Annotated in this window: 15 protein-coding genes; 7 read left to right on the top strand and 8 right to left on the bottom strand. The window is 64.6% G+C overall.

Annotation, left to right across the window (positions count from 1 at the left end):
• The first annotated feature begins 139 nt into the window (after nucleotides 1-139).
• Nucleotides 140-1381, top strand: coding sequence for an SAM-dependent methyltransferase (locus tag OCK02_RS02450; protein WP_263811648.1), 1242 nt, complete (start codon nucleotides 140-142; stop codon nucleotides 1379-1381).
• Nucleotides 1382-1471: 90 nt separating this feature from the next.
• Here OCK02_RS02450 and OCK02_RS02445 read toward each other — a convergent pair whose 3' ends face one another.
• The 3 genes from OCK02_RS02445 to OCK02_RS02435 all read right to left on the bottom strand — a co-directional run bounded on the left by OCK02_RS02445 (nucleotide 1472) and on the right by OCK02_RS02435 (nucleotide 3841).
• The gene (locus tag OCK02_RS02445; RefSeq protein WP_263811647.1) at nucleotides 1472-1684 is read right to left on the bottom strand and encodes a hypothetical protein; all 213 of its coding nucleotides are present in this window, start codon (nucleotides 1682-1684) and stop codon (nucleotides 1472-1474) included.
• Between the two features lie 169 nt (nucleotides 1685-1853).
• Nucleotides 1854-2549 (bottom strand): response regulator transcription factor, encoded by a 696-nt coding sequence (locus tag OCK02_RS02440; RefSeq protein WP_263811646.1) that lies wholly within the window; start codon nucleotides 2547-2549, stop codon nucleotides 1854-1856.
• Nucleotides 2546-3841: a sensor histidine kinase gene (locus tag OCK02_RS02435; protein ID WP_263811645.1), complete on the bottom strand. Its 1296-nt coding sequence runs from the start codon at nucleotides 3839-3841 to the stop codon at nucleotides 2546-2548. The genes OCK02_RS02440 and OCK02_RS02435 overlap by 4 nt, the downstream gene beginning before the upstream one ends.
• A 547-nt stretch (nucleotides 3842-4388) precedes the next feature.
• On the opposite strand from OCK02_RS02435, the gene OCK02_RS02430 reads away from it, so the two are divergent.
• Nucleotides 4389-11195, top strand: coding sequence for an autotransporter outer membrane beta-barrel domain-containing protein (locus tag OCK02_RS02430; RefSeq protein WP_263811644.1), 6807 nt, complete (start codon nucleotides 4389-4391; stop codon nucleotides 11193-11195).
• Between the two features lie 147 nt (nucleotides 11196-11342).
• Here OCK02_RS02430 and araD read toward each other — a convergent pair whose 3' ends face one another.
• The 4 genes from araD to OCK02_RS02410 all read right to left on the bottom strand — a co-directional run bounded on the left by araD (nucleotide 11343) and on the right by OCK02_RS02410 (nucleotide 16141).
• Complete coding sequence (araD, locus tag OCK02_RS02425) at nucleotides 11343-13073, bottom strand: L-arabinonate dehydratase (protein ID WP_412178741.1); 1731 nt, start codon at nucleotides 13071-13073, stop codon at nucleotides 11343-11345.
• A 17-nt stretch (nucleotides 13074-13090) separates the two neighbouring features.
• Nucleotides 13091-14590: a tripartite tricarboxylate transporter permease gene (locus tag OCK02_RS02420; RefSeq protein WP_263811642.1), complete on the bottom strand. Its 1500-nt coding sequence runs from the start codon at nucleotides 14588-14590 to the stop codon at nucleotides 13091-13093.
• A 30-nt stretch (nucleotides 14591-14620) separates the two neighbouring features.
• Nucleotides 14621-15097, bottom strand: a complete 477-nt coding sequence (locus OCK02_RS02415) for a tripartite tricarboxylate transporter TctB family protein (protein ID WP_263811641.1) — start codon at nucleotides 15095-15097, stop codon at nucleotides 14621-14623.
• A gap of 63 nt (nucleotides 15098-15160) precedes the next feature.
• Nucleotides 15161-16141 carry a Bug family tripartite tricarboxylate transporter substrate binding protein gene (locus OCK02_RS02410; RefSeq protein WP_263811640.1) on the bottom strand — a complete coding sequence of 327 codons (981 nt, stop codon included), beginning with the start codon at nucleotides 16139-16141 and terminating at the stop codon, nucleotides 15161-15163.
• Nucleotides 16142-16369: 228 nt separating this feature from the next.
• Between OCK02_RS02410 and OCK02_RS02405 the strand changes: the two genes are divergently transcribed.
• A complete protein-coding gene (locus tag OCK02_RS02405) occupies nucleotides 16370-17398 on the top strand; it encodes a LacI family DNA-binding transcriptional regulator (RefSeq protein ID WP_263811639.1) in 1029 nt (342 codons plus the stop codon).
• Nucleotides 17399-17466: 68 nt separating this feature from the next.
• On the opposite strand, the gene OCK02_RS02400 is transcribed toward OCK02_RS02405, so the two are convergent.
• On the bottom strand, nucleotides 17467-18402 hold the full coding sequence (locus OCK02_RS02400) for a LysR family transcriptional regulator (RefSeq protein ID WP_263811638.1): 936 nt from the start codon (nucleotides 18400-18402) through the stop codon (nucleotides 17467-17469).
• A 172-nt stretch (nucleotides 18403-18574) separates the two neighbouring features.
• On the opposite strand from OCK02_RS02400, the gene OCK02_RS02395 reads away from it, so the two are divergent.
• From OCK02_RS02395 to OCK02_RS02380, 4 genes are read left to right on the top strand one after another with little or no spacing between them, the layout of a single operon-like run.
• Nucleotides 18575-19783, top strand: coding sequence for an ABC transporter substrate-binding protein (locus tag OCK02_RS02395; protein WP_263811637.1), 1209 nt, complete (start codon nucleotides 18575-18577; stop codon nucleotides 19781-19783).
• A 14-nt stretch (nucleotides 19784-19797) separates the two neighbouring features.
• On the top strand, nucleotides 19798-20580 hold the full coding sequence (locus OCK02_RS02390) for an ABC transporter ATP-binding protein (protein ID WP_230806421.1): 783 nt from the start codon (nucleotides 19798-19800) through the stop codon (nucleotides 20578-20580).
• Between the two features lies 1 nt (nucleotide 20581).
• Entirely contained in the window at nucleotides 20582-21283 is a 702-nt protein-coding gene (locus tag OCK02_RS02385) for an ABC transporter ATP-binding protein (RefSeq protein WP_263811636.1), read from the top strand.
• 7 nt (nucleotides 21284-21290) lie between these two features.
• Nucleotides 21291-22178: a branched-chain amino acid ABC transporter permease gene (locus OCK02_RS02380; RefSeq protein WP_263811635.1), complete on the top strand. Its 888-nt coding sequence runs from the start codon at nucleotides 21291-21293 to the stop codon at nucleotides 22176-22178.
• Nucleotide 22179: the final 1 nt, after the last annotated feature.

Raw genomic sequence — 22179 nt, 5'->3', positions numbered from 1 at the left:
CCCGCCCGGCCGGGGACAGGGTCGAGGGACATCGGCGAACGGACAGCAGGCACCTTCCCGCAAGCATTGTATTTTTCCCTCGATCGGACGAGAGTTGGGCGGCCGGACTTCTCGTCGTCAACAGCAAATCGAGGCGCATATGTTTCCACTTTCGCACATGATGAAGTCGTTCATACGCAAGGGATGCCTGACTGTCATCGATGCAGAGGGAAAACGCCATGTCTTCAAGGGCACGCCCGGCCCGCAGGTGACGATGCGGCTGACCGACAGAAAGCTCTACCGGACGTTGGTGTTCAATGCCGAGCTCGCAGCCGGCGAAGCCTACATGGATGGAACGATGCGGTTCGAGGAGGGCTCGACGCTGCGGGATTTCCTGACGCTCTTCTCGGTCAACCGGCTTTCGCTCGGATCCTATCCGATCCAGAAGGCGCTGCGCGCCATCAAGATGCGCTTCCGCAAGCGCCAGCAGTCGAACCGCAAGGGGCAGGCGCAGCAGAACGTCGCCCATCACTACGATCTCGGCAACGAATTCTACAAGCTGTTCCTCGACGAGAACATGCTCTATTCCTGCGCCTATTTCCGCGAACCGGGCGAAACCCTCGAACAGGCCCAGCGCAACAAGCTCCGGCTTCTCGCCAGCAAGCTCGGACTGAAGCCCGGCATGAAGGTGCTCGATATCGGTTGTGGCTGGGGCGACCTCGCGCTCTATCTCGCGGCACTGGAGAATGTGGACGTCCTCGGCGTGACGCTTTCGAAGGAGCAACAGGCGCTTGCCTCGCAGCGGGCGGAAAAAGCCGGGCTCGCCGGCCGCGTCCGGTTCGAACTGAAGGATTACCGCGACGTCGAAGGATCGTTCGACCGCATCGTCTCCGTCGGCATGTTCGAACATGTCGGCGTCCATCATTATGACGAGTTCTTCAAGAAATTGAACGCCTTGATGCCGGATGACGGCGTGGCGCTCCTGCATTCAATCGGCCACATGAGCCCGCCCGGCATGGCAAGCCCGTGGTTGCGGAAATACATCTTTCCCGGAGCCTACTCGCCGGCCCTCTCCGAGGTGTTCGAGGTTGTCGAGCAGAACAGCCTCTGGGTCACGGATCTGGAATTTCTGCGCGTTCACTACGCGACGACGCTCGCCCATTGGACAGAACGCTTCGAGGCGAACCGCGACAAGGTGATCGCGCTCTACGACGAGCGCTTCGCACGCATGTGGGAGTTCTACCTGATCAGCGCGGAGATGATGTTCCGCACCGGCAGCCAGCTCGTCTTCCACATGCAACTGTCGCGCTCCCGCGACGCAGCGCCGATCGTGCGCGACTACATCACCGATACGCAGCGCGACTATATCGAACGCGAGAAGACGCTCAGCCTGTCCGTGTGAAGGACGGTTCGACCTTGCAGGCATCCGGCGCGCCTGCCGAGCGACCGGCATCGGGCTGGCCGAAAATCGTCCGTGCCGCCGTCGCCCTGTTCACCAGTTGCCGGGGTCGGCTGTGTGATCGATCACGGCATATTCGTCCGCCTTCTCTCGATCGAGCACGACCGTCGTCGCCCCTGACTGGCCCGTGACAAGGTAGTTGACCGGCACCGAGCCCCGGCTCAGCGCGCGATACATCAGGAGAGCCGCCTCCTCGGCGGTCTCTGCTTCCATCTTGAGAGTGGTCGTGACTGTGAAGGTCGGCATGGTGCGGCCTCGCTGTGTGGACATCTCGTGCGATGGGAAATGTAGATCCTGCGACGCCTGAGGGCCAGATCCGGGTGGTTGCTGTGATCTCCGACTGTCGCGACAAGGTCGGTGGTCGGTGCGCAAGGATGAAGGGTGGCTCTCGGCCGAGCCGCGAGACACCGGACGATCATTGCACCACTGCGGGTGCCGTGAACGTATAGCCGACGCCGTAGACGACCTTTATCGGCACGTGCAGGTTTGTCTGTTCGCCGATCTTGCGGCGAAGGCGGCTGACGACGGCATCGAGATGGCGGTTGTCGAAGTGAGCTCTGGGGCGGGCGATCGTTTCCGCCAGCTTCTCGCGTGCGCAGATCCCGCCGCCATCGCTGCAGAGGGCACTTACGAGTGCGAACTCGGTCGCCGTCAGCTTGAGCGAGCGCTGGTTGGGCGCGGTGAGGGTCCAGTTCCGGCTGTCGAGGACCCACCTGTCTCCGGTGCCGTCGGCTGCCTCGGCCTGATCGCCCGTTCGCCGTAGCAGGCTGCGGATCGCGGCTTCGATCTCCCGTAAGGTACTGTGCTTGACGAGATAGATATCGGCGCCGCTTTCGAAGCCGCGGACACGGTCGTCGCTGTCGCCTAAGGCGGTAAGCATGATGATGCCGCAGCGATGGGCCTTGCGGATTTCGCCAGCCAGTTCGAATCCGTCGCCATCGGGCAGTCCGACATCGAGGACGATGACATCCGGCGGCCCCTGTTCGCCCAGAAGCCGGCGCAGGGCTTCCGCCGTCGCAACGCCCTCGGCGGTGAAGCCGCAGAGCCCCAGGAAGTCCACCAGATCCTTGCGCAGCCGCTGCTCGTCCTCGACGATCAAAACGCGCGTCAATTGGCAATCTCCTCTAGCTGTGCCGGCTCCACCGCCTCCCTGAGCAACGGCACGCGCGCCACGGCCGTCGTGCCTCCTCCTTCATTGGCGAGCAGGTCCAACGTGCCGCCATGATAGGCCAGAAGCTGGCGCGACGAATAAAGGCCGAGCCCGGTTCCGCTGCGGGCCTTGGTGTTGGAGGCGCGGAAGAACCGGCGCCCGATCTTGTGCATCTCGGCCTTCGGGATGCCGATGCCGCGATCACGGACCTGGATGATCACGAGGCCGAATTCGGACCGGCCTTCAATGTGAATGAGCTGATCCTCGGGTGAATATTTGAGTGCGTTGTCGATGAGATTGATGACAACGGTCGCCAGCATATCGGGATCGGCAATCGTCGAGATCGCTTCTCCCTCCGTGCTGAAACGCAAGCGATGACCGCGCCCGGTCATCTCGAAGTGCAGTTGCACGTCGGCGATGAGCGATGCGATCTGCATCGGTTCCGGCCGAAAATGATTGTCGCCGTCATTCGTCATGAAACGTTCGATCAAAGAGAACAGCCGGTCGAGCGCTTCCCCGATGCCAGCGAGGCGTTCCCTCGTGGCGTCCCGCGATTTGTCGCCGACAAGCCCGATCATGTCGACGGCGTTGCGAATGACTGCCAGCGGGGTGCGAAACTCGTGGCCGACAATGCGCATGAAGTCGGCCTGCTCCTCACGAAGGGCGCGTTCTGCCTCGAGGCTGGCACTCAACTGGTTCTCCAACCTGCGGCGTTCCAGCACTTCCCGCGACAAGGCTTCATTCTTCTCGTGCACGGCCGCGGAAAGGCGTGAACTGACCATGAAGAGCAGGCAGGCAAACAGCGCGATCAGGAACAGGGTTCCCTGCAACAGATACCAGGCATTGCGGTTATCGAGCACCGTGATGTCCTGGGGGCTGGCCGGAAACCAGAATTCGATCGCACTGTGGACGATGCTGGCTGCGATGTACTCGGCCAGCACTGCCATCGTGATCCAGCGCAAGAGCCGGGGTTGCGTCCGGTCCCGCAGGAGCGCCACGCACATCACCGACATCATGATCACCGTAAAGAGGGTCGATGTGTGGATGCGGATGGCAAGGTTGCCCGGATCGAACGCCAGGGCGAGGCCCCAGGCCACGCCCTGAAAGACAAGCAGCGAGGCCCCGATCCAGGTATAGCGCGGCTGGCCCAGGAAGCGGGCCAGACCTTCGGCGAGCAGGACCAGGCCGAGCTTGATGATCGTGTTGTGCAGCACGATCGACCATGCCGTCGGCTGGTCGCTTCTCAGGATCATCAGGAGAAGCCCGATCGCAATGGCGGTATATCCCGCTGCGAGAAACTTCAGTTCGTAGAGATGGCGCCAGGCCAGCCAGACGAAAATCCAGGCGACCGCCTGCAAACTGGCGGTTGCCAGATCGACGACCAGCACTGTCTTGAGGTCCAGCATCGTTCAGAAGTTGCACAGGGACATCGCGGGCGCAAGTCATCCGTTCACGACGCGCAGTCTCCAACAAGTGCGCGAACCGCAGCCACGATGAGAATGGCTGGCAGAATCTGGATGAATTCAAAAGAATTGGTCGGATAACGGGGCAGGGGATCCACGATCGGCACCCTTTTCCGGTGACCTGAGGCACCCCGTGCCGGGCAGCGCCGTGCAGGTTTTGGTCAGAATTGAACAGTTTTGTTCGGTAGATTTTCCGACATCTTTTGCCCTACCGTCTGCATTGTCGTGACCTGACATTTTTTTGGTTGTTTTTTGGTTGGAGGGGAGCCCTTCGCGCGCCGATCGTGCATGCGAGGAACCTGGGCCCGCCTGCTTCGATATTTTAGGGACTCATCGCATGAAGCATTCATCCGTGGGCCTTGGCCAGGAAGCATTCGTTCCCAACCGAAACGTACCGCATGCACTGATCGTGTTGGCCGTTGGCCTCGGCGGCGCCACTGTCGCCGGCGACGCCTATGCAAGCTGCAACGGGTCGGCGACGCAGACCCTCGATGCAGCTTCCTACGGCTATAGCTGGTCGCTTTGCCAAGGCGACGATGGCGTCGACAAAAGCGATGAGAAGAACGGCGCGCAGGGGGATAACATAAACTTCAATGCCATCAATGCGGGGACGTATACGGGCGGCACCACACTTCCTTACGGTTCGGAGGGCGTCGACCAAAACGCTCTCATGATCGGACGCACACGCGGCGGCAATGGCGTCGACGAGGGTGCGGCGGGCGCGGGCGGCACCGTGACGATCACCAATGGCGGCGACATGACGCTGACCAGTTCCGGTGATCCGGGCTCGATCGGCAACCTGATTTCAGGATTGAGCTTCGGTGGCGATGGCGATTCGGACAACGACAACTACAAGTCGAACGGCGGCCATGGCGGGGCGGGAAACACGGTCACGATCACCAATTCCGGGGTGTTGACCGTCGAATCGATGAACGCGAATACGGCCAGGGGCATGACCGGCATCCTCGGCTGGAGCCAGGGCGGTGTCGGCGGCGAACAGAACAGCGGCGCAGCGGGCGACCAGGTGGGCGGCAACGGCGGCAACGGCGGGGCCGTCAACATCACCAACACCGGTCAGATATTTCTCGGCGGCGTGGCGGTCCCCCTGAACGGACTGGACAATGCCTGGGGCATTGCCGCCAAGTCCATCGGCGGTGCCGGCGGCAACGACAATGGCGCTGGCGGCGCTGGCGGCTTCGTCACCGTCACCAACGGTTCGACCAGCGGCGGTGCCTCGATCGGCGCGATCAGCATCTATGCGAACGACACCGACAGCGTTCGCGGCATCTATGCACTGACCCAGGGCAGCCACGGCACGGCCTCCTTCGATTCCTCCGACAATGGCGGCAATGGTGCGGCCGGCGGGGGGATGAGCTTAAGCACCCACGGCGACATCACCGTCATCAGCAGTGGCGCGGTGAGCGGCGTGTCGGGGGGCCTTGTCGGCATCGGCCAAGGCGGCGATGGCGGCACCGGCTACAGTTCATCCGACGGAGGCGCCGGAGGTTCCGGAAGCGCCGATGTCCTGACCCTGACGGCCGAGGGGGGCGCCACTGTCTCGACCCAGGGCGATGATATCGCCGGCATGGTCGGACTGAGCCAGGGCGGACGCGGCGGCGACGGCGATTCGGGTGAGAAGGACAGCTCGGGTGGCAACGGCGGCACCGGCGGCCAAATCCAGATGAACAACTACGGCGCCATCAAGACGGATGGCAGCCATTCCTACGGCCTGCTGGGCCAGAGCATCGGCGGCCAGGGCGGCAACGGCGGCGACGATACGGCCGTGCTGGGCACAAGCGGTGGCGGCGGCTACGGCGGCAATGCCGGCGGCGTTGGTGTCTACATGACCGGCGATGCCAGCATTACGACGACAGGAGATTTCTCGGCTGCGGTCACCCTGCATTCGATCGGCGGCGGGGGCGGCACCGGCGGCGACTTCACGGACGTGCTGGGCGGTGGCGCCGGCAATGGCGGCAATGGCGGCAATGGCGAGGTGGCCACGGTCAACAATGCCGGCGGGACGATTACCACCTATGGCGAGCATTCCTACGGCATCCTGGTGCAATCGATCGGCGGCAGCGGCGGCACCGGCGGCATCGCCGACGGGTTGACGCTTGAACTGGGCGGCGACGGCGGTTCCGGCGGTTCTTCCGGGACGGCCAGTGTCCAGAACGCCGGCAAGATCACCACCTCGGGCTATTCGGCGCACGGTATCGTCGCGCAGTCGATCACCGGCGGCGGCGGCGCTGCCGGCACGGCCGGCGGCGTGCTGTCGATCGGCGGTTCCGGCGGTTCCGGCAACACCGCCGGCAACGCCGAGGTCCAGAACTCGGGTGTCATCAGCACGGCCGGCGACGCGGCGATCGGCATCATCTCGCAATCGATCGGCGGCGGCGGCGGCACCGGCGGCGGTGCGGCAGGCATCGCAACCGTCGGCGGCCAGGGTGGCGCCGGCGGCAACGGCGCACATGCCGACGTGCTGCTGAACGGCGGCTCGATTACCACCCGGGGCGAGATGGCGCATGGCATCATGGCGCAATCGATCGGCGGCGGCGGCGGCAATGGCGGCAACGTGATCGACATGTCGGTCGGCGTTCCCGCACTCGGCGTCGGCGGCACCGCCTCCGGCGGCGGCAGCGGCGGATGGACTTGCGTTACGAATCTGGATGCCAGCGACGGTTGTTCCGCCGGCACCGGAACGCCGCAGGCCGTCAGCATCGCGACCGGAGGTTCCGGCGCGCTCGGCATCCTTGCGCAATCGATCGGCGGCGGCGGCGGCAATGGCGGCAACGCCACGGGCGACGATGCCGGGCTCGGCAGCTTCCAGATCGGCGGCGGCGGCGGCGGCGGCGGCTACGCCAACACCGTGACCGTCGGCTTCGACGGCCTGACCCTGACGACCCAGGGCTCGCACGCCGCGGGCATCGTGGCCCAATCGATCGGCGGCGGCGGCGGCACCGGCGGATCCGCCAGTTCCTATTCCGAAGACATCGGCTTCACGGCGTCGGTAGCCGTGGGCGGCACCGGCGGATCCGGCGGCGCTGGCGGCGCCGTTATCGTGGACCTGATCGACAGCACCATCTACACCGGCCAGGGCGGCGGCGACGTGACCGACGCGATCGGCGTACTGGCGCAATCGATCAGCGGCGGCGGCGGCAGCGGTGGCTCCTCGATCGCCGACGCGCTCACCGTGGCGGTCCCGACCGGCGAAGACGTCTCTCTGGCGATGAGCGTCTCCACGGCCGTCGGTGGCAGCGGTGGATCGTCCCATGACGCCAACTCCGTGTCGCTGACGCTGGACGGCACCGCGGTCTCCACGAAAGGCGTCTCGTCGCACGGCCTCGTGGCGCAATCGATCGGCGGCGGCGGAGGCAATGGCGGCAGCGCGTCGTCGATGTCGGCGACCGCCGGCACGGTCGACACCGTCAGCGCCGACATCGGCGTCTCCATCGGCGGATCGGGCAGCGGCGGCGGCAATGGCAGCACCGTCAATGTCGATCTCAGGAACGGGGCCTCGGTGACGACGGCCGACGACTATGCGAATGCGATCGTGGCGCAGTCGATCGGTGGCGGCGGCGGCAATGGTGGCGTGGGCTCGGTCAACAGCAATCAGATCGGCAGCGGCTTCAATCTGACGGCAAATGTCGGGCTCGGCGGCTCCGGCAGCGGCGGCGCCAGCGGCGGGAACGCGACTGTGGATCTCGAGAGCGGCACCCTGCTGCAGACCAGCGGATCGGGGTCACGCGGTGTGGTCGCCCAGTCTATCGGCGGCGGCGGCGGTACGTCGCAAGGCGCCAGCGTCGGGCTGTCTGCCAGCGCGGATCTGCCCGGCGGCGAAGCCGAGGAATCCGAAGGCAGCAGCGCCTTCACCGCGTCCGTCGGCGTGTCCCTTGGCCGCACCGGCGGCAGCGGCGGCACGGCCGGCACGGCTACCGTCACCAGCAGGGGCAGGATCATCACCTCCGGTGCGGATGCGGACGGGGTGCTCGCCCAGTCCATCGGCGGCGGCGGCGGCTTGGGCGGCTCGGTGGGGCAGGCCTCTTCAGACGATTCCGAGCCGCTCGACGACGAGGGCGAGAGCGATTGCTCCAGTGAGGACGGCGACGGTGAATCCGGCTACTGCTTCGACGTCAGCGTCGGCGCCACCATCGACGACGGCGGCACCGGCGGCGCGGCCGCCAATGGCAACACGGTCACGCTGACCCATGGCGGCCAGATCACCACCACGGGCGACTGGGCCGACGGTATCGTCGCGCAGTCGATCGGCGGCGGCGGCGGCGCCGGTGGCACCTCCACCGCATCCGGCAGCCAGGCGACCGCCAATATCACCGTCGGTGTCGGCGGCAGCGGCGGCGCCGGCGGCAATGGCGGCGCGATCGATGTCACCTTCGACAGCGACAACGGCGCCGCCGGCATCAATACCTCCGGCTATAGCGCCTATGGCGTGCTGCTGCAGTCGATCGGCGGTGGCGGCGGCCAGGGCGGCGACGGTTCCGACAAGGCGGCGGGCAAGATCACCATCGGTGGCGGCTTCGGCGGCAGCGGCGGTGGCGGCGGCAACGGCGGCAATGTCGCGGTCGCTGCGGGAAGCTGGCTCGGCCTGCAGACCAGCGGCGACGATTCGATCGGCCTCCTGGCCCAATCGATCGGCGGCGGTGGTGGCGTCGGCGGCGCCGGCAGCAGCGAGGCGGCCGAAGACGATGACAGCCATGCGATCGACCTGGTCGTCGGGGGCGCCGGCGGCAGTGGCGGCAGCGGCGGCGAAGTCGACCTGAACTATGGCGGCAGCGTGGATACCCATGGCGACCGCGCCCATGGCATCGTCGCCCAGTCGATCGGTGGTGGCGGCGGCATCGGCGGCGCGGGCGAGGCCGACAGCATCGGCTCGCTCGTCGTCGGCGGCTCGGGCGGCGGAACGGTGAACGGCAATACCGTCACGGTCAACCTGACCGATGACAGCTCGATCCATACGCGAGGCGGAGCCGCCCACGGCATCGTAGCGCAGTCGATCGGCGGCGGCGGCGGCATCGGCGGTACCGCCTCGGGCGCGCCGCTTTCCTTCAAGGGCAACAGCCCGGGCAACTATGGCGATGGCGACGACGTTTCCGTCACCGTCAACGGCGGCATCATCACGGATGGCGACCATTCCTTCGGCGTGCTTGCACAGTCGATCGGTGGCGGCGGCGGTTTCGGCGGCAACGCGACCAGCGCTTTCATCGGTTCCAACGGAAATCTCTCGTCGGAGGGCAAGAGCGGCGACGTGACCGTCACCCTCGACGCAGGCAGGAACATCCAGGCGACGGGAGAAGGCTCGATCGGCATATTCGCGCAAAGCGACGCCGGGACGGACAACAACGGCACCGTCAACGTCACCGTCAATGGATCCGTCACCGGTGGCTCCGGCGACAGCGGCGCCGGCATTTGGGTGTCGGCCGGGAAAAACAACGAGGTGACCGTCAATGCCGGCGGCAGTGTCTCGGCGGCATCGGGCGTCGCGGTCCAATATACCGAGGGGGTGAACGCACCTTCGGGCAGTGCGCTGACGGTGTACAATACCGGTGTCATCAACGGCAGTGTCAAAGGGGCAGCCACCCCCGACGCCAAATTGGCGAAGACGGCCCGCATCGACCGCTACATGGCCGTCTCCGTCGTCAACAGGGCGGGTGGCCTGTTGACGGATGCGGAGGTCTATGAAGCTGACGTCGTCAATCATGGCCGGCTGGCCGTCGGGGGCTCGGGCGCCATCGACGCCGCCCGGATCACCGGAGACCTCGCGCAGGGCCGGGACGGCGTTCTGGCGATCAACGCCGATTTCGCCGGCTTCCGCATGGACCGCCTGGTCGTCGACGGCGACGCGGCACTTGCCGGCGGGTTCACGGTGAGTGCCGAAAGCGTCCTGCCCGGCATCAGCCTGCCTTTCCTCAGTGCGGGGGGCAGCCTGGACCATTCGCTGGTGGGCCAGTCGGCGATCTTCGACTACGCGATGACCCAGACCGGAAACAGGCTGTCGCTTTCGGCGGACGGGGCGCACTTCGCCGATCCCGGCTTTGCGCTGAGCAAGGACCAGGACAACGTCGCCGACCACCTGCAGGAGATCTGGGACGCCGGCGGCGGCCCTTACGGTACGCTGTTCGGCACCCTCGGCACCCTCGCCGACGGCGATTCCGGTGGCTACGGGGCGGCCCTGTCCGATATGTCGCCGGGCGTCGCCGGCGCGGCCGCGGCCGGCAGCATCGTCACGACGCAGCAGCATCTCGACCTGCTGCTGAGCTGCCCGATGTTTGCCGGCGACAGCGCATTCCTGACCGAGACGGAATGCGTGTGGAGCCAGGCGGGTGTGCAGCGGCTAGACCAGGAGTCCAGTGGCGGCGTCTCGGGCTTCGGCACCACGACCTATTCGATGCAGGCCGGGACCCAGGTCGAGGTGTCGCCCAACTGGTTCGTCGGCTTTGCCGGCGGCTATGACCGCAGCGTCATTCGTGGTGACGACGGTCGCGTCAACGCCGACGGCGACATCCTATATGCCGGCGCTTCGTTGAAGCATGAGACCGGTCCCTGGCTTCTATCGGGCGCCGTTGCCGGCAGCTATGGCTGGTACGACAACACGCGTACGATCCGGATTCCGGGCTTTTCAGGCCAGGCGGAGGGCGATCCGGAGATCTACAATGTCAGCGCCCGGCTGCGCGCTGCCTACACCTTTTCACAGGACGCCTACTATGTGCGGCCGCTGGTGGATTTCGATCTGATCTATTCGCATGCGGGTGGCTATCGCGAGTCGGGCGCCGGCATGCTGGACCTCCTGGTCGACGATACCGGCCAATGGAGCTTCCACGTCACCCCGGCGATCGAGGTCGGCACGCGCGTGGACCTGAACGAGACGACGGTTATGCGGGCGTTTGCGGCCACCGGGGTGAGCTTCAGCAGCGCTGACAGCTGGGAGACGTCTGCCCGGCTGGCCGGAGCGCCGTCCGGGGTCGGCGTATTCGACAGCGAAGTACCCCTGGCCGAGGTGGTCGGCCGGCTGACCGCCGGCGTCGACGTCGCCAACGACAACGGCTTCAGTCTGCGCCTCAACTACCAGGGCTCGTTCTCCGACACCTACACCAGCCACGGCGGCGCCGTGCGTGTCGGCTACAAGTTCTGAGGGTGGGGAGTAGGGATAGAGGGACTGCGTGCTCACCGGCCTCCTGCTTGGCCGATCGCATAGTGTTCCGGAAGCCGCGTAGCCGTCCCGGTCACTGTCCGCCACGGTGATGTGCCGCCTGTGCAGCCGGCCAGGTCTGCCCTGCCGTCAGAATATGTCGGGCTCGCCGGCCGTCGGCCCGAAACCGGCCTCGAGATAGTCGAAGTCGCAGCCCTTGTCGGCCTGCATCACGTGCCGGGAGAACATCCAGCCATAGCCTCGCCCGAACTTCGGCGCGGGTGAAGCAAGCGAGGCACGGCGCGCCTGAAGCTCCTTGTCCGGCACCAGCATGTCCAGCCGGCGGTTCGGAAGATCCATCCGGACGATGTCGCCGGATCTCAGCAGGGCAAGCGGACCGCCGACATGGCTCTCCGGCGCGACATGCAGCACGCAGGCACCGTAGGATGTGCCGGACATGCGTGCATCCGAGATGCGGAGCATGTCGCGGTGGCCTTGGTTGATGAGCACTTTCGGGATCGGCAGCATGCCCCATTCCGGCATGCCCGGCCCTCCTCTCGGGCCGGCATTGCGCAGCACGAGCACGGTGTCGGGCGTGACAGCGAGCGTTTCGTCATCGATGGCCGCCTTCATCTCGGGATAGCTGTCGAAAACGAGCGCCGGACCCTGGTGCCGCCAGAATTTCGGATCGCAGGCGGCGGGCTTGATGACCGCGCCGTCCGGACAGAGATTGCCCCTGAGCACGGCGAGCGATCCCTCCGGATAGACGGGATTGGAGAGCGGCCGGATGACATCGTCGTTGTAGACGGCGGCGCCCTCCAGGGTTTCGCCGAGGGGGCGGCCTGTCACCGTCAGTGCGGAAAGATCGAGCCGATCCGCAAGCTGCACCATCAGCGCGCGAAGTCCCCCGGCATAGAAGAAGTCTTCCATGAGGTAGTCCTTGCCGGAAGGGCGGATATTGGCAATCAGCGGCGTGGTCCGCCCCAGTGCATCGAGATCGTCGAGCGTCAGTGAGACCCCGGCGCGTCTTGCGATCGCCAGGAGGTGGATGACGGCATTGGTGGAGCAACCTGTCGCCATCGCGACGATCGCAGCGTTACGGATCGAAGCATCGGTGACGATCCGACCCGGCCCCAGATCCTCCCACACCATCTCCACGATACGGCGCCCGCATTCCGAGGACATGCGGATGTGGCCGGAATCGGCGGCCGGGATGGAGGACGCCCCGGGGAGCGTCAGCCCCATGGCATCGGCGATCGCCGTCATGGTCGAGGCGGTGCCCATCGTCATGCAGGTACCATAGGAGCGCGCAATGCCGCCCTCGATGCCAAGCCATTCGCGATCCGAAATGTTGCCGGCCCGCCGCTCGTCCCAGTACTTCCAGGCATCCGAACCGGAGCCGAGAATCTTGCCGGCGTAGTGCCCGCGCAGCATGGGCCCGGCCGGCAGGTAGATCATCGGCAAGCCGGCCGAAAGCGCCCCCATGATCAATGCCGGCGTGGACTTGTCGCAACCACCCATCAGCACCACGCCGTCGAGCGGATGGCAGCGGATCTGCTCCTCCGTCTCCATGGCCAGCATGTTGCGATAGAGCATGGAGGTCGGCTTGGTGAAGGTTTCGTCGACCGAAAGCGCAGGCAGTTCGACGGCAAATCCGCCGCCCTGGGCAATGCCGCGTTTCACGTCCTGGACGCGGTCCCTGAAATGCGCATGGCATGGGTTGAGGTCGGACCAGGTGTTTAAAATGCCGATGATGGGCTTTCCGAGATAGTCCTCAGCGGCATAGCCCATCTGCATCATGCGCGAGCGATGCCCGAAACTGCGCAGGTCGTCCGGCCCGAACCACCTGGCGCTTCGCAACTGATCGGCTGTCCTTCTCATTGCTTTTTTCATCCTGTTCATTCCGTGAATGCTTCGTCCCGCTTCCTGCTGATGCTGGGCGAGAGCACGAGGACGAGGACGACAATGGCGCCGAGCAGCAGCGAGAGGCTGAGGGGGCTGCGCACGAAGATCGAAGGATCGCCCTGGCTGATCAGCATGGCGCGGCGCAGGTTCTCTTCCAGCATGGGGCCGAGGATGAAGCCGAGCAGGAGCGGCGCCGGCTCGAAACGCAGCTTGCTCAGCGCGAAGCCGATCACGCTGAATATGGCCATGACGAAGACATCGAACACACTGTTGTTGATGCTGTAGGCGCCGATGCAGCAAAAACCGATGATCGCGGGAAACAGCAGGTGATAGGGGATCGTCAGCATGCGAACCCAAAGGCCGATCAACGGCAGGTTCAGGATCACCAGCATCAGATTGCCGGACCACATCGACACGATCATGCCCCAGAACATCGCAGGCTCGTCGGAGATGACGTTGGGGCCGGGCGTGATGCCCTGAATGATCATCGCGCCGACCATCAGTGCCATGACGGGATTGCCGGGAATTCCGAGCGTCAGCATCGGGATGAAGGAAGTTTGCGCGCCGGCATTGTTTGCCGATTCCGGCGCGGCGACCCCTTCGATCGCGCCCTTGCCGAACTCAGCGCGGTTGGGCGACATGCGCTTTTCCATGGCATAGGCGGCAAAGGATGCGAGCATGGCGCCGCCGCCCGGCAAAACGCCGAGCAGCGAACCAAGGGCCGTGCCGCGCAGGACGGGGCCGCGAATGCGCCTGAAATCGTCGCGGTTCAGCATCAGGCCGGTGACCTTCGTCACCCCGACAGAGCGCTCGTGCTCGCTTTCGAGATTGCGCAGGATCTCGCAGATTCCGAATATGCCCATACTGACGGCGACGAAGTTGAGGCCGTCATAAAGCTGCGGAACGTCGAAGACATAGCGCGGCGTCCCGCTTTCCACATCGGTTCCGATTGAACCGAGAAGCAGGCCGAAGACGATCATGGCAATGGCTTTCAGCAACGAACCGCTGGCGAGCGCCACGGACGCCACCAGGCCGAGAACCATGAGGGAGAAGTATTCGGCCGGCCCGAATTTCAGCGCGATCGCGGCAAGCGGTGGCGCTGCCGCGGCGAGCAGAACCGTGGCGACTGTGCCGGCGAAGAACGAGCCGAGCGCCGCGGTTGCCAAGGCCGCGCCGGCGCGGCCGTTTCGTGCCATCTGGTACCCGTCGATCGCGGTCACCACCGACGAACTCTCGCCCGGCAGATTGATCAGGATCGCCGTCGTCGATCCGCCGTACTGAGCGCCGTAGAAGATGCCTGCGAGCATGATCAGTGCCGATTCCGCCGGGAGGCCGAAGGTGATCGGCAGCAGCATGGCGATTGTCGCCGTCGGCCCGAGCCCCGGCAGGACGCCGATCGCGGTGCCGAGAAGGCAGCCGATGAAGCAGTAGACGAGATTGATAGGCAGGAATGCAGTGGTGGCGCCAAGCCACAGATCGGACAGGAGGTCCATCACAATCCTCTTCGAGATCGCCAGTGCGGGTTAGAAAGCATGGAGGACGGGAATCCACGATCCGAACGCACTGACGGGGAGAGACAGCAACCGCGTGAACAGCAAGACCGAGCAGACCGCCATGAAGGTGGCCAAGAGGATCGATTGGCGCCAGTTGGCATACTTGCTGGCGAAGCCGACTGCGACGATCATCGCGAACATGGTTGGGGCAAGTCCCAGTCCGGAAAGAGCCAGGCCGAAGAACACCGGCGCCACGATCACAAGACCATAGGCTTTCCAGTTTGCGGGTTCCGGGTCCCCGTCCTCTGCTGCGACGAACAACGACTGGGCGATGATCGACGCGCCGATCACGATCAGCAGCAGACTGAGCATCATGGGGAAATAGCCCGGCCCCATCCGGAACGAGTTTCCGGTCTCGAGCCCCCGGCCGAACCAGATGAACAACAGGCTGATGGCGATCATTGCCGCGCCGCCGGCAAAGTCGCGGGCATTTCGAATCTTCAACATGGCTTCAAGTCCACGGAGCAAATGATGCGCCGGCCAGGCGTCCGCCCGGCCGGCGGGCAGAGTTTACTGCAGCGGAAGATTCGCGGCCTTGATGACCTCGGCCCACTTCGCCGTTTCACCGTCGATGAACTGCGCGAACTCCTCGGAGGTGTTGCCCACCGGTGTTGCGCCCATGCCTTCGATCTTCTCCTTCATCGCCGGATCGTGAAGAATGGCCTGAACTTCCTTGCTCAGCTTGTCGACGATTTCCGGAGGTGTGCCGGGCGGTGCGAAAATGCCGTGCCATGAGGTGGCCTCGAACTCCGGGATGACGCTGGCCATGGTCGGCACATCCGGAAGAAGCGAGGCCTGGTCGAGGCTGGTGACGGCAAGGGCGCGCAGCTTTCCGGCCTTGACCTGCTGGGCGGCGGTCGGGATGTTGTCGAACATGAAATCGACGTGGCCGGCGACGACATCCATGATCGCCTGGCTGCTGCCCTTGTAGGGCACATGGGTCATCGTCACGCCGGCCTTGTTGGCCAGAAGCTCGCCGGCAAGGTGGATCGAGGTGCCGACGCCCGAGGAAGCATAGGTATGCTTGCCCGGCTCCTTCTTGAGAAGCTCGATCAGTTCCTGAACGGAATTGACCGGCAACTTGTCGGCATTGACCACCAGCACGTTCGGCATCGTCGCGATCAGCGACAAGGGCACGAAGCCCTTTTCCTTGTCATAGGGCAACGTCTTGTAGAGCGTTTGGTTGATCGCGTTCGAGCTGACCGTGCCCATGCCGATCGTGTAGCCATCGGGTTCGGCCCGGGCAAGATCGCCAAGCCCGATGTTGCCGCCGGCGCCCGGCTTGTTCTCAACGATGAAACGCTGGCCGAGGCGCTTGTCTAGCTCCTCCGCGACAAGCCGGCCGAGGGCGTCCGTATTGCCGCCGGCGGCAAAGGGTACGATGACGGTCACACTCTTCGAGGGATACTCGTCGGCCCGGCCCGCATGGCTCGTAGCCGCAAGGATCGAAGCGGCGAACGCCGCCAGTGTAAAGAATCGCTTCATGCGCATGAATTCCTCCTCCCTTGGCGCCTGTCGCGCCAAACTCCAATACCCAATCCGGTTCCTCCTCCGGAAATGAAAGCGCTTTCATTTTAGCGCCGAATCGTTCCGCCGCAAGCGGAAATTGAAATGCGTTAATTCGTTGAATTTCGATCATTTTACCGGAGATATTAGTTCTCTTGCAGAAATTCACTTGCGTTGCTTCAGAATGAAAGCGTAAATCATTTTGGAGAATTCATGATGACCAAGCGCGAGAAGAATACGCCGCAGCCTCCCCTCTCGGGACCTGCCACCCTGGCCGACATCGCCAGGCTGGCCGGGGTTTCGCCGGTCACGGTGTCTAGGGCGATCAATACGCCGAAGCTCGTCAAGCCCCGGACGCTGGAAGCAATCGAGCGTGTCATCGCGAAGACGGGCTACGTCCCGAACCTCCTCGCAGGTGGCCTGGCATCACGCAGGACGCGCCTGATTGCAGCCGTCGTGCCTTCCGTCGCGAGCACGATCTTTGCCGAAACCATCGAGGGTCTCAACGCCGAACTCGTTTCCGCCGGGTATCAGCTTCTCCTCGGCCTTTCCGGCTATGATCTCAACCGGGAGCTGGAGCTGACCCGGGCGATCCTCGCCCGCCGACCGGACGGCATCATTCTCACGGGCATCACGCACATGAAGGAGACGCGGGCGATGCTGACCGGCGCGGGACTGCCGATCGTCGAGATATGGGATTCGACGCCCTCGCCGCTCGACACGGCAGTCGGCTTCTCCCACTATGACGTCGGGGCACTGGTCGCCGAATATTTGCTCGCCAAGGGCCATGAACGCTATGCGCAGATCGGTGCCAACGATCCGCGCGCGCGCCAGCGTCGGGACGGCTTTGTCAGCCGACTGGCCGGCATCACCACTGTTGAGATTCCTGCCATCGAGATGAACTCGCCATCGACGTTCCAGGACGGGCGGGAAGCACTGGGCCAACTGCTGGATCGCGGCGGTGGCTCACTTGCGGTATTCGGCAGTTCCGACGTCGTCGCGCACGGCGCCTTGACGGAGGCGATAGCGCGCGGTTGCAGGGTGCCGGAAGACGTCGCCATCGTCGGCTTCGGCGATTTCGATTTCGCGCCTCATACCTATCCGCCTCTGACAACTGTCAGGATCGACCGTCGCATGATCGGCACCCAGGCGGCCCGGTCCATCCTGAGGAAGATATCCGGCGAGGACGTCGCCTCGATGGTCGAGGTCGATTTCGAGATTGTCAGGCGGGGCTCCGCATAACGCCATAGGTCTCGAGTTCGCGGACAATCGTGTGGCGAACAGGAGAATGTCTGAGGGCGGCGATGCCTTCAGGCAGACAACCGGGCTTCATCATCGAGTTCCCGCAGGAATGACGGCATGTTGGAGCGAACGATGTCGAAGAGGAAGTCGATCACCATGCGCACCCGAGGAACCGTGCGCAGGTCATGATGGCAGATCAGCCAGTAGCTGCGTCGAAGCTCGATCTCGTCGGCAAGCACGATCTCCAGTTCCGGATACTGCTTGGCGATGAAGTGCGGCAGGATGCACAGGCCGAGCTCGTTGCGGGTGGCGGTCAGCTGGGCGAAGATGCTCGAACTCTGGAAGCGCGCCTTGATCCCGGGATGCACGTCGCCGAGATAATCGAGGCCTGGCGCGAAGATCATGTCCTCGATGTAGCCGATGAAGGGATGCTGCAGCAGTTCGTCGCGGCTCAGGATCGGGCCGTGCCGTTCGAGGTAGCGGCGCGCGCCGTAGACATGCAGGCTGTAGTCGGCGATCTTCTCGCAATAATAGGGGCCGGCCTTCGGGGGATCGAGGGAGACCGCCAGATCCGCCTCCTTTCGCGAGAGCGACATGATCTGCTGGATCGTCACCAGTTCGAGCGCCAGGTTCGGATGGCTTGATGCGAAATCGCGCAGCCGGTGGGCGAAGAAGAAGTTGGCAAAGCCCTCCGGCGCGCTCATGCGGATGACGCCGCGCTGCGCCGTGACGCCGCCGGAGATTTCCGCCTGCAACCGGTCTGCCTCGGCCTCGATCTTCTCCGCCGTTTCGATGAAGCGCTGGCCGACGGCGGTCAGCACATAGCCGCGCGGATTGCGTTCGAACAGTTTCACCTTCAGGGCAAATTCGAGCCGGTCGATGCGACGCGACACGGTCGCGTGGCTGGTCCTGAGCTGGCGCGCCGCGGTCGACAGCTGCCCCGTTCTGGCGACCGCCAGAAAGTACATGAGGTCGTCCCAGGTGAAATGCGGATTCGCACTCATGTCACACTCCCCTCTGTTCAAATATGAACAGACCCTGTTTGGAATTAGTTTCGGCCGGGCCTTGCGTCAATCCGGCTTTTTGGGAAACTAGCCGTGGGAGGGCCGTCGTCGGGAGGACGATCGGCCAATTTTTGAACAGATCCGCATCCTGTTAGTCTCTGGGAGGAGAACTATGCGTAAGAGCCTCATTGCGTCCACGGCAATTCTCTTGGCCATGGGCACGTCCGCCTTCGCCGCCGACGTTTCCGATGGCAAGGTCAAGATCGGCATCCTCAACGACCAATCCGGCGTCTATGCCGATTTCGGCGGCAAGTGGTCCTACGAGGCCGCGAAGATGGCCGTCGAGGACTACGGCGGCAAGGCTGCCGGCGCGCCGGTCGAGGTGGTCACCGCCGACCACCAGAACAAGGCCGACATCGCCTCCAACATCGCCCGCCAGTGGTACGACACCGAGCAGGTCGACAGCATCATGGAACTGACGTCGTCGTCGGTCGGCCTCGCGGTTCAGGCGCTTTCCAAGGAAAAGAAGAAAATCACCATCAACACCGGTGCGGCGACGACCGAACTGACCGGCAAGCAGTGCAGCCCCTACGGCTTCCACTGGGCCTACGACACCCATTCGCTTGCGGTCGGCACCGGCGGCGCGCTGGTCAAGCAGGGCGGCGACAGCTGGTTCTTCCTGACCGCCGATTACGCCTTCGGCTATTCGCTGGAAGAAAACACGGCCGCCTTCGTCAAGGAGAACGGCGGTACGGTCGCAGGCTCGGTTCGCCATCCGCTCGGCACGACCGACTACTCATCGTTCCTCCTGCAGGCCCAGTCCTCCGGCGCCAAGGTGATCGGCCTTGCCAATGCCGGCCTCGACACCTCCAACGCCATCAAGCAGGCGGCCGAGTTCGGCATCGTCGCCGGCGGCCAGCGTCTGGCCGCGCTCCTCTTCACGCTCGCCGAAGTCAATGGCCTCGGCCTCGAGGCCGCCCAGGGCCTGACGCTGACCGAGGGCTTCTACTGGAACCGCGACGAGGAATCGGCCAAGTTCGGCAAGCGCTTCTTCGAGCGCACCGGCCGCATGCCCAACATGGTCCAGGCCGGCACCTATTCGGCCGTGACCCAGTACCTGAAGGCCATCGACAAGGCCGGCACCGACGATGCCGATGCCGTGTCCAAGGCACTGCATGAAATGCCGGTCAGTGACGTCTTCGCCCAGAACGGCACGGTCGCCCCGAACGGCCGCATGATCCACGACATGTACCTGCTCGAGGTGAAGAAGCCCGGCGAAAGCGACGTCGACTGGGATTACTTCAAGGTGCTGGCGACCATTCCGGGCAAGGACGCCTTCATCGATCCGGCCAAGAGCGGCTGCGATCTGGTGAGCCAGTAAGTCTGGTCGCACATATGGCCATGTCTGAAAGACAGACGCAGCCGGATCCGCGGGTGGTGCTTTCCGCCCGCGGTCTTCGGCGCGATTTCGGCGGCTTCACTGCGGTGAAGAACGTCGACCTCGACGTGCATCATGCCCGCGTCCACGCCCTGATCGGGCCGAACGGCGCCGGCAAGACGACCGTCTTCAACCTTCTGACCAAATTCCTGCAGCCGACGCACGGCACGATCACGCTGCTCGGCACGGACATCACCAGGACCCCGCCGGACAAGGTGGCCCGGATGGGCCTGGTCCGGTCCTTCCAGATCTCCGCGGTCTTCCCGCATCTGACGGTGCTCGACAACGTGCGCGTGGCGCTGCAGCGGCCGAACAATCTCGCCACCCAGTTCTGGAAGCCGATGTCGTCGCTGAACAGCCTGAATGCGCGTGCCGACGAACTGATTTCCATGGTCGGGCTCGACAGGTGGCGCAACGGCATCGCCGCCGACCTGTCCTATGGCCGCAAGCGCGCGCTGGAGATCGCCACGACGCTGGCGCTCGACCCGAAGGTGCTGCTGCTCGACGAGCCGATGGCCGGCATGGGCCAGGAGGATGTCGGCGTCATCGCCAACCTCATCACCGACCTTGCCAAAGACCGCGCCATCCTGATGGTCGAGCATAACCTCAAGGTCGTGGCCAACATTTGCCACCACGTCACCGTGCTGCAGCGCGGCGAGATCCTGGCCGAGGGCGACTACGCCGCCGTCAGCCAGAACGAACAGGTCCGCGTCGCCTATATGGGCACGGAGGAGGCCTGAGATGAAACCATTGCTCCAGGTCAAGGGCCTCAACAGCTGGTACGGCGAGAGCCACGTCCTGCACGGAGTCGACATGACGGTCGGCGAAGGCGAGATGATCACCATTCTCGGCCGCAACGGCGTCGGCAAGTCGACGACGCTGCGCACGATCGTCGGCATCCTGCGCGAGCGAAAGGGCCAGATCCTTTTCGACGGCCGCGACATGATGGGCGTGCCGCTGCACAAGACGGCGCATGCCGGCATAGGCTTCGTGCCGGAAGAGCGCGGGATCTTCGCGACGCTGACGGTGGAAGAGAACCTCATGCTGCCGCCGGTCGTCGCCAAAGGCGGCATGTCGCTCGACGAGATCTACGAACTCTTCCCGAATCTCGCCGAGCGCCGCACCAGTCCCGGCACAAAGCTCTCCGGCGGCGAGCAGCAGATGCTGGCGATGGCCCGCATCCTGCGCACCGGCGTGAAGATGCTGCTTCTGGACGAGCCGACCGAGGGCCTGGCGCCCGTCATCGTGCAGCGCATCGGCGAAGTGCTGAAGAAACTGAAGGAGCGCGGCATGACCGTGTTGCTGGTCGAGCAGAATTTCCGCTTCGCCAGCAAGATCGCCGATCGCTTCTACCTGATGGACCACGGCCAGATGGTGGCGGATTTCCCGGTAGCGGAACTCCCCGACCAGATGCCGATGCTCCACAAAGTCCTGGGGGTCTGACCGCGTCATGACCATGATTTTCGGAATACCGATGCAGGCGCTGTTCGGGCAGTTGCTGATCGGCCTGATCAACGGCTCGTTCTATGCGCTCCTGAGCCTCGGGCTCGCCGTCATCTTCGGCCTGCTTCGCGTCATCAACTTCGCCCACGGCGCGCAGTACATGCTCGGCGCCTTCGTCGCCTTCCTGCTCCTGCAGTATTTCGGCATCGGCTACTGGGCGGCGCTCATCGTCGCGCCCGTCATCGTCGGGCTGCTCGGTGCGGTCATCGAGCGCACCATGCTGAGCCGGCTGTACAATCTCGATCCGCTCTACGGCCTGCTCTTCACCTTCGGCCTGGCGCTGACGATCGAGGGAACGTTCCGCTATCTCTACGGCGCCTCCGGCCAGCCCTATGCGCCGCCGCCGCTGCTGTCGGGCGGTACCAATCTCGGCTTCATGTTCCTGCCGAACTATCGCGGCTGGGTGGTCGTCGTCTCGCTGCTCGCCTGCCTCGGCACCTGGCTCCTGATCGAGAAGACCAAGCTCGGCTCCTACCTGCGGGCGGCGACCGAGAACCCGGTGCTGGTCCAGGCCTTCGGCGTCAACGTGCCGCTGCTTCTGACCTTCACCTATGCGCTCGGCGCCGGCCTTGCCGCCTTCGCCGGCGTGCTGGCTGCACCGGTCTACCAGGTGTCGCCGCTGATGGGCACGAACCTCATCATCGTCGTTTTCGCCGTGGTCGTCGTCGGCGGCATGGGTTCGATCATGGGCGCGATCCTGACCGGCTACATGCTCGGCATCGCCGAGGGGCTGACCAAGGTCTTCTATCCGGAAGCCTCGAACATCGTTATCTTTGTAATCATGGCGATCGTACTTCTGCTGCGGCCCGCCGGCCTCTTCGGAAGGGATGCGTGAC

The organism is Rhizobium sp. TRM96647 (assembly GCF_025780115.1).
GTDB lineage: Bacteria > Pseudomonadota > Alphaproteobacteria > Rhizobiales > Rhizobiaceae > Mycoplana.
This window is presented reverse-complemented; position numbering and strand designations above follow the sequence as displayed.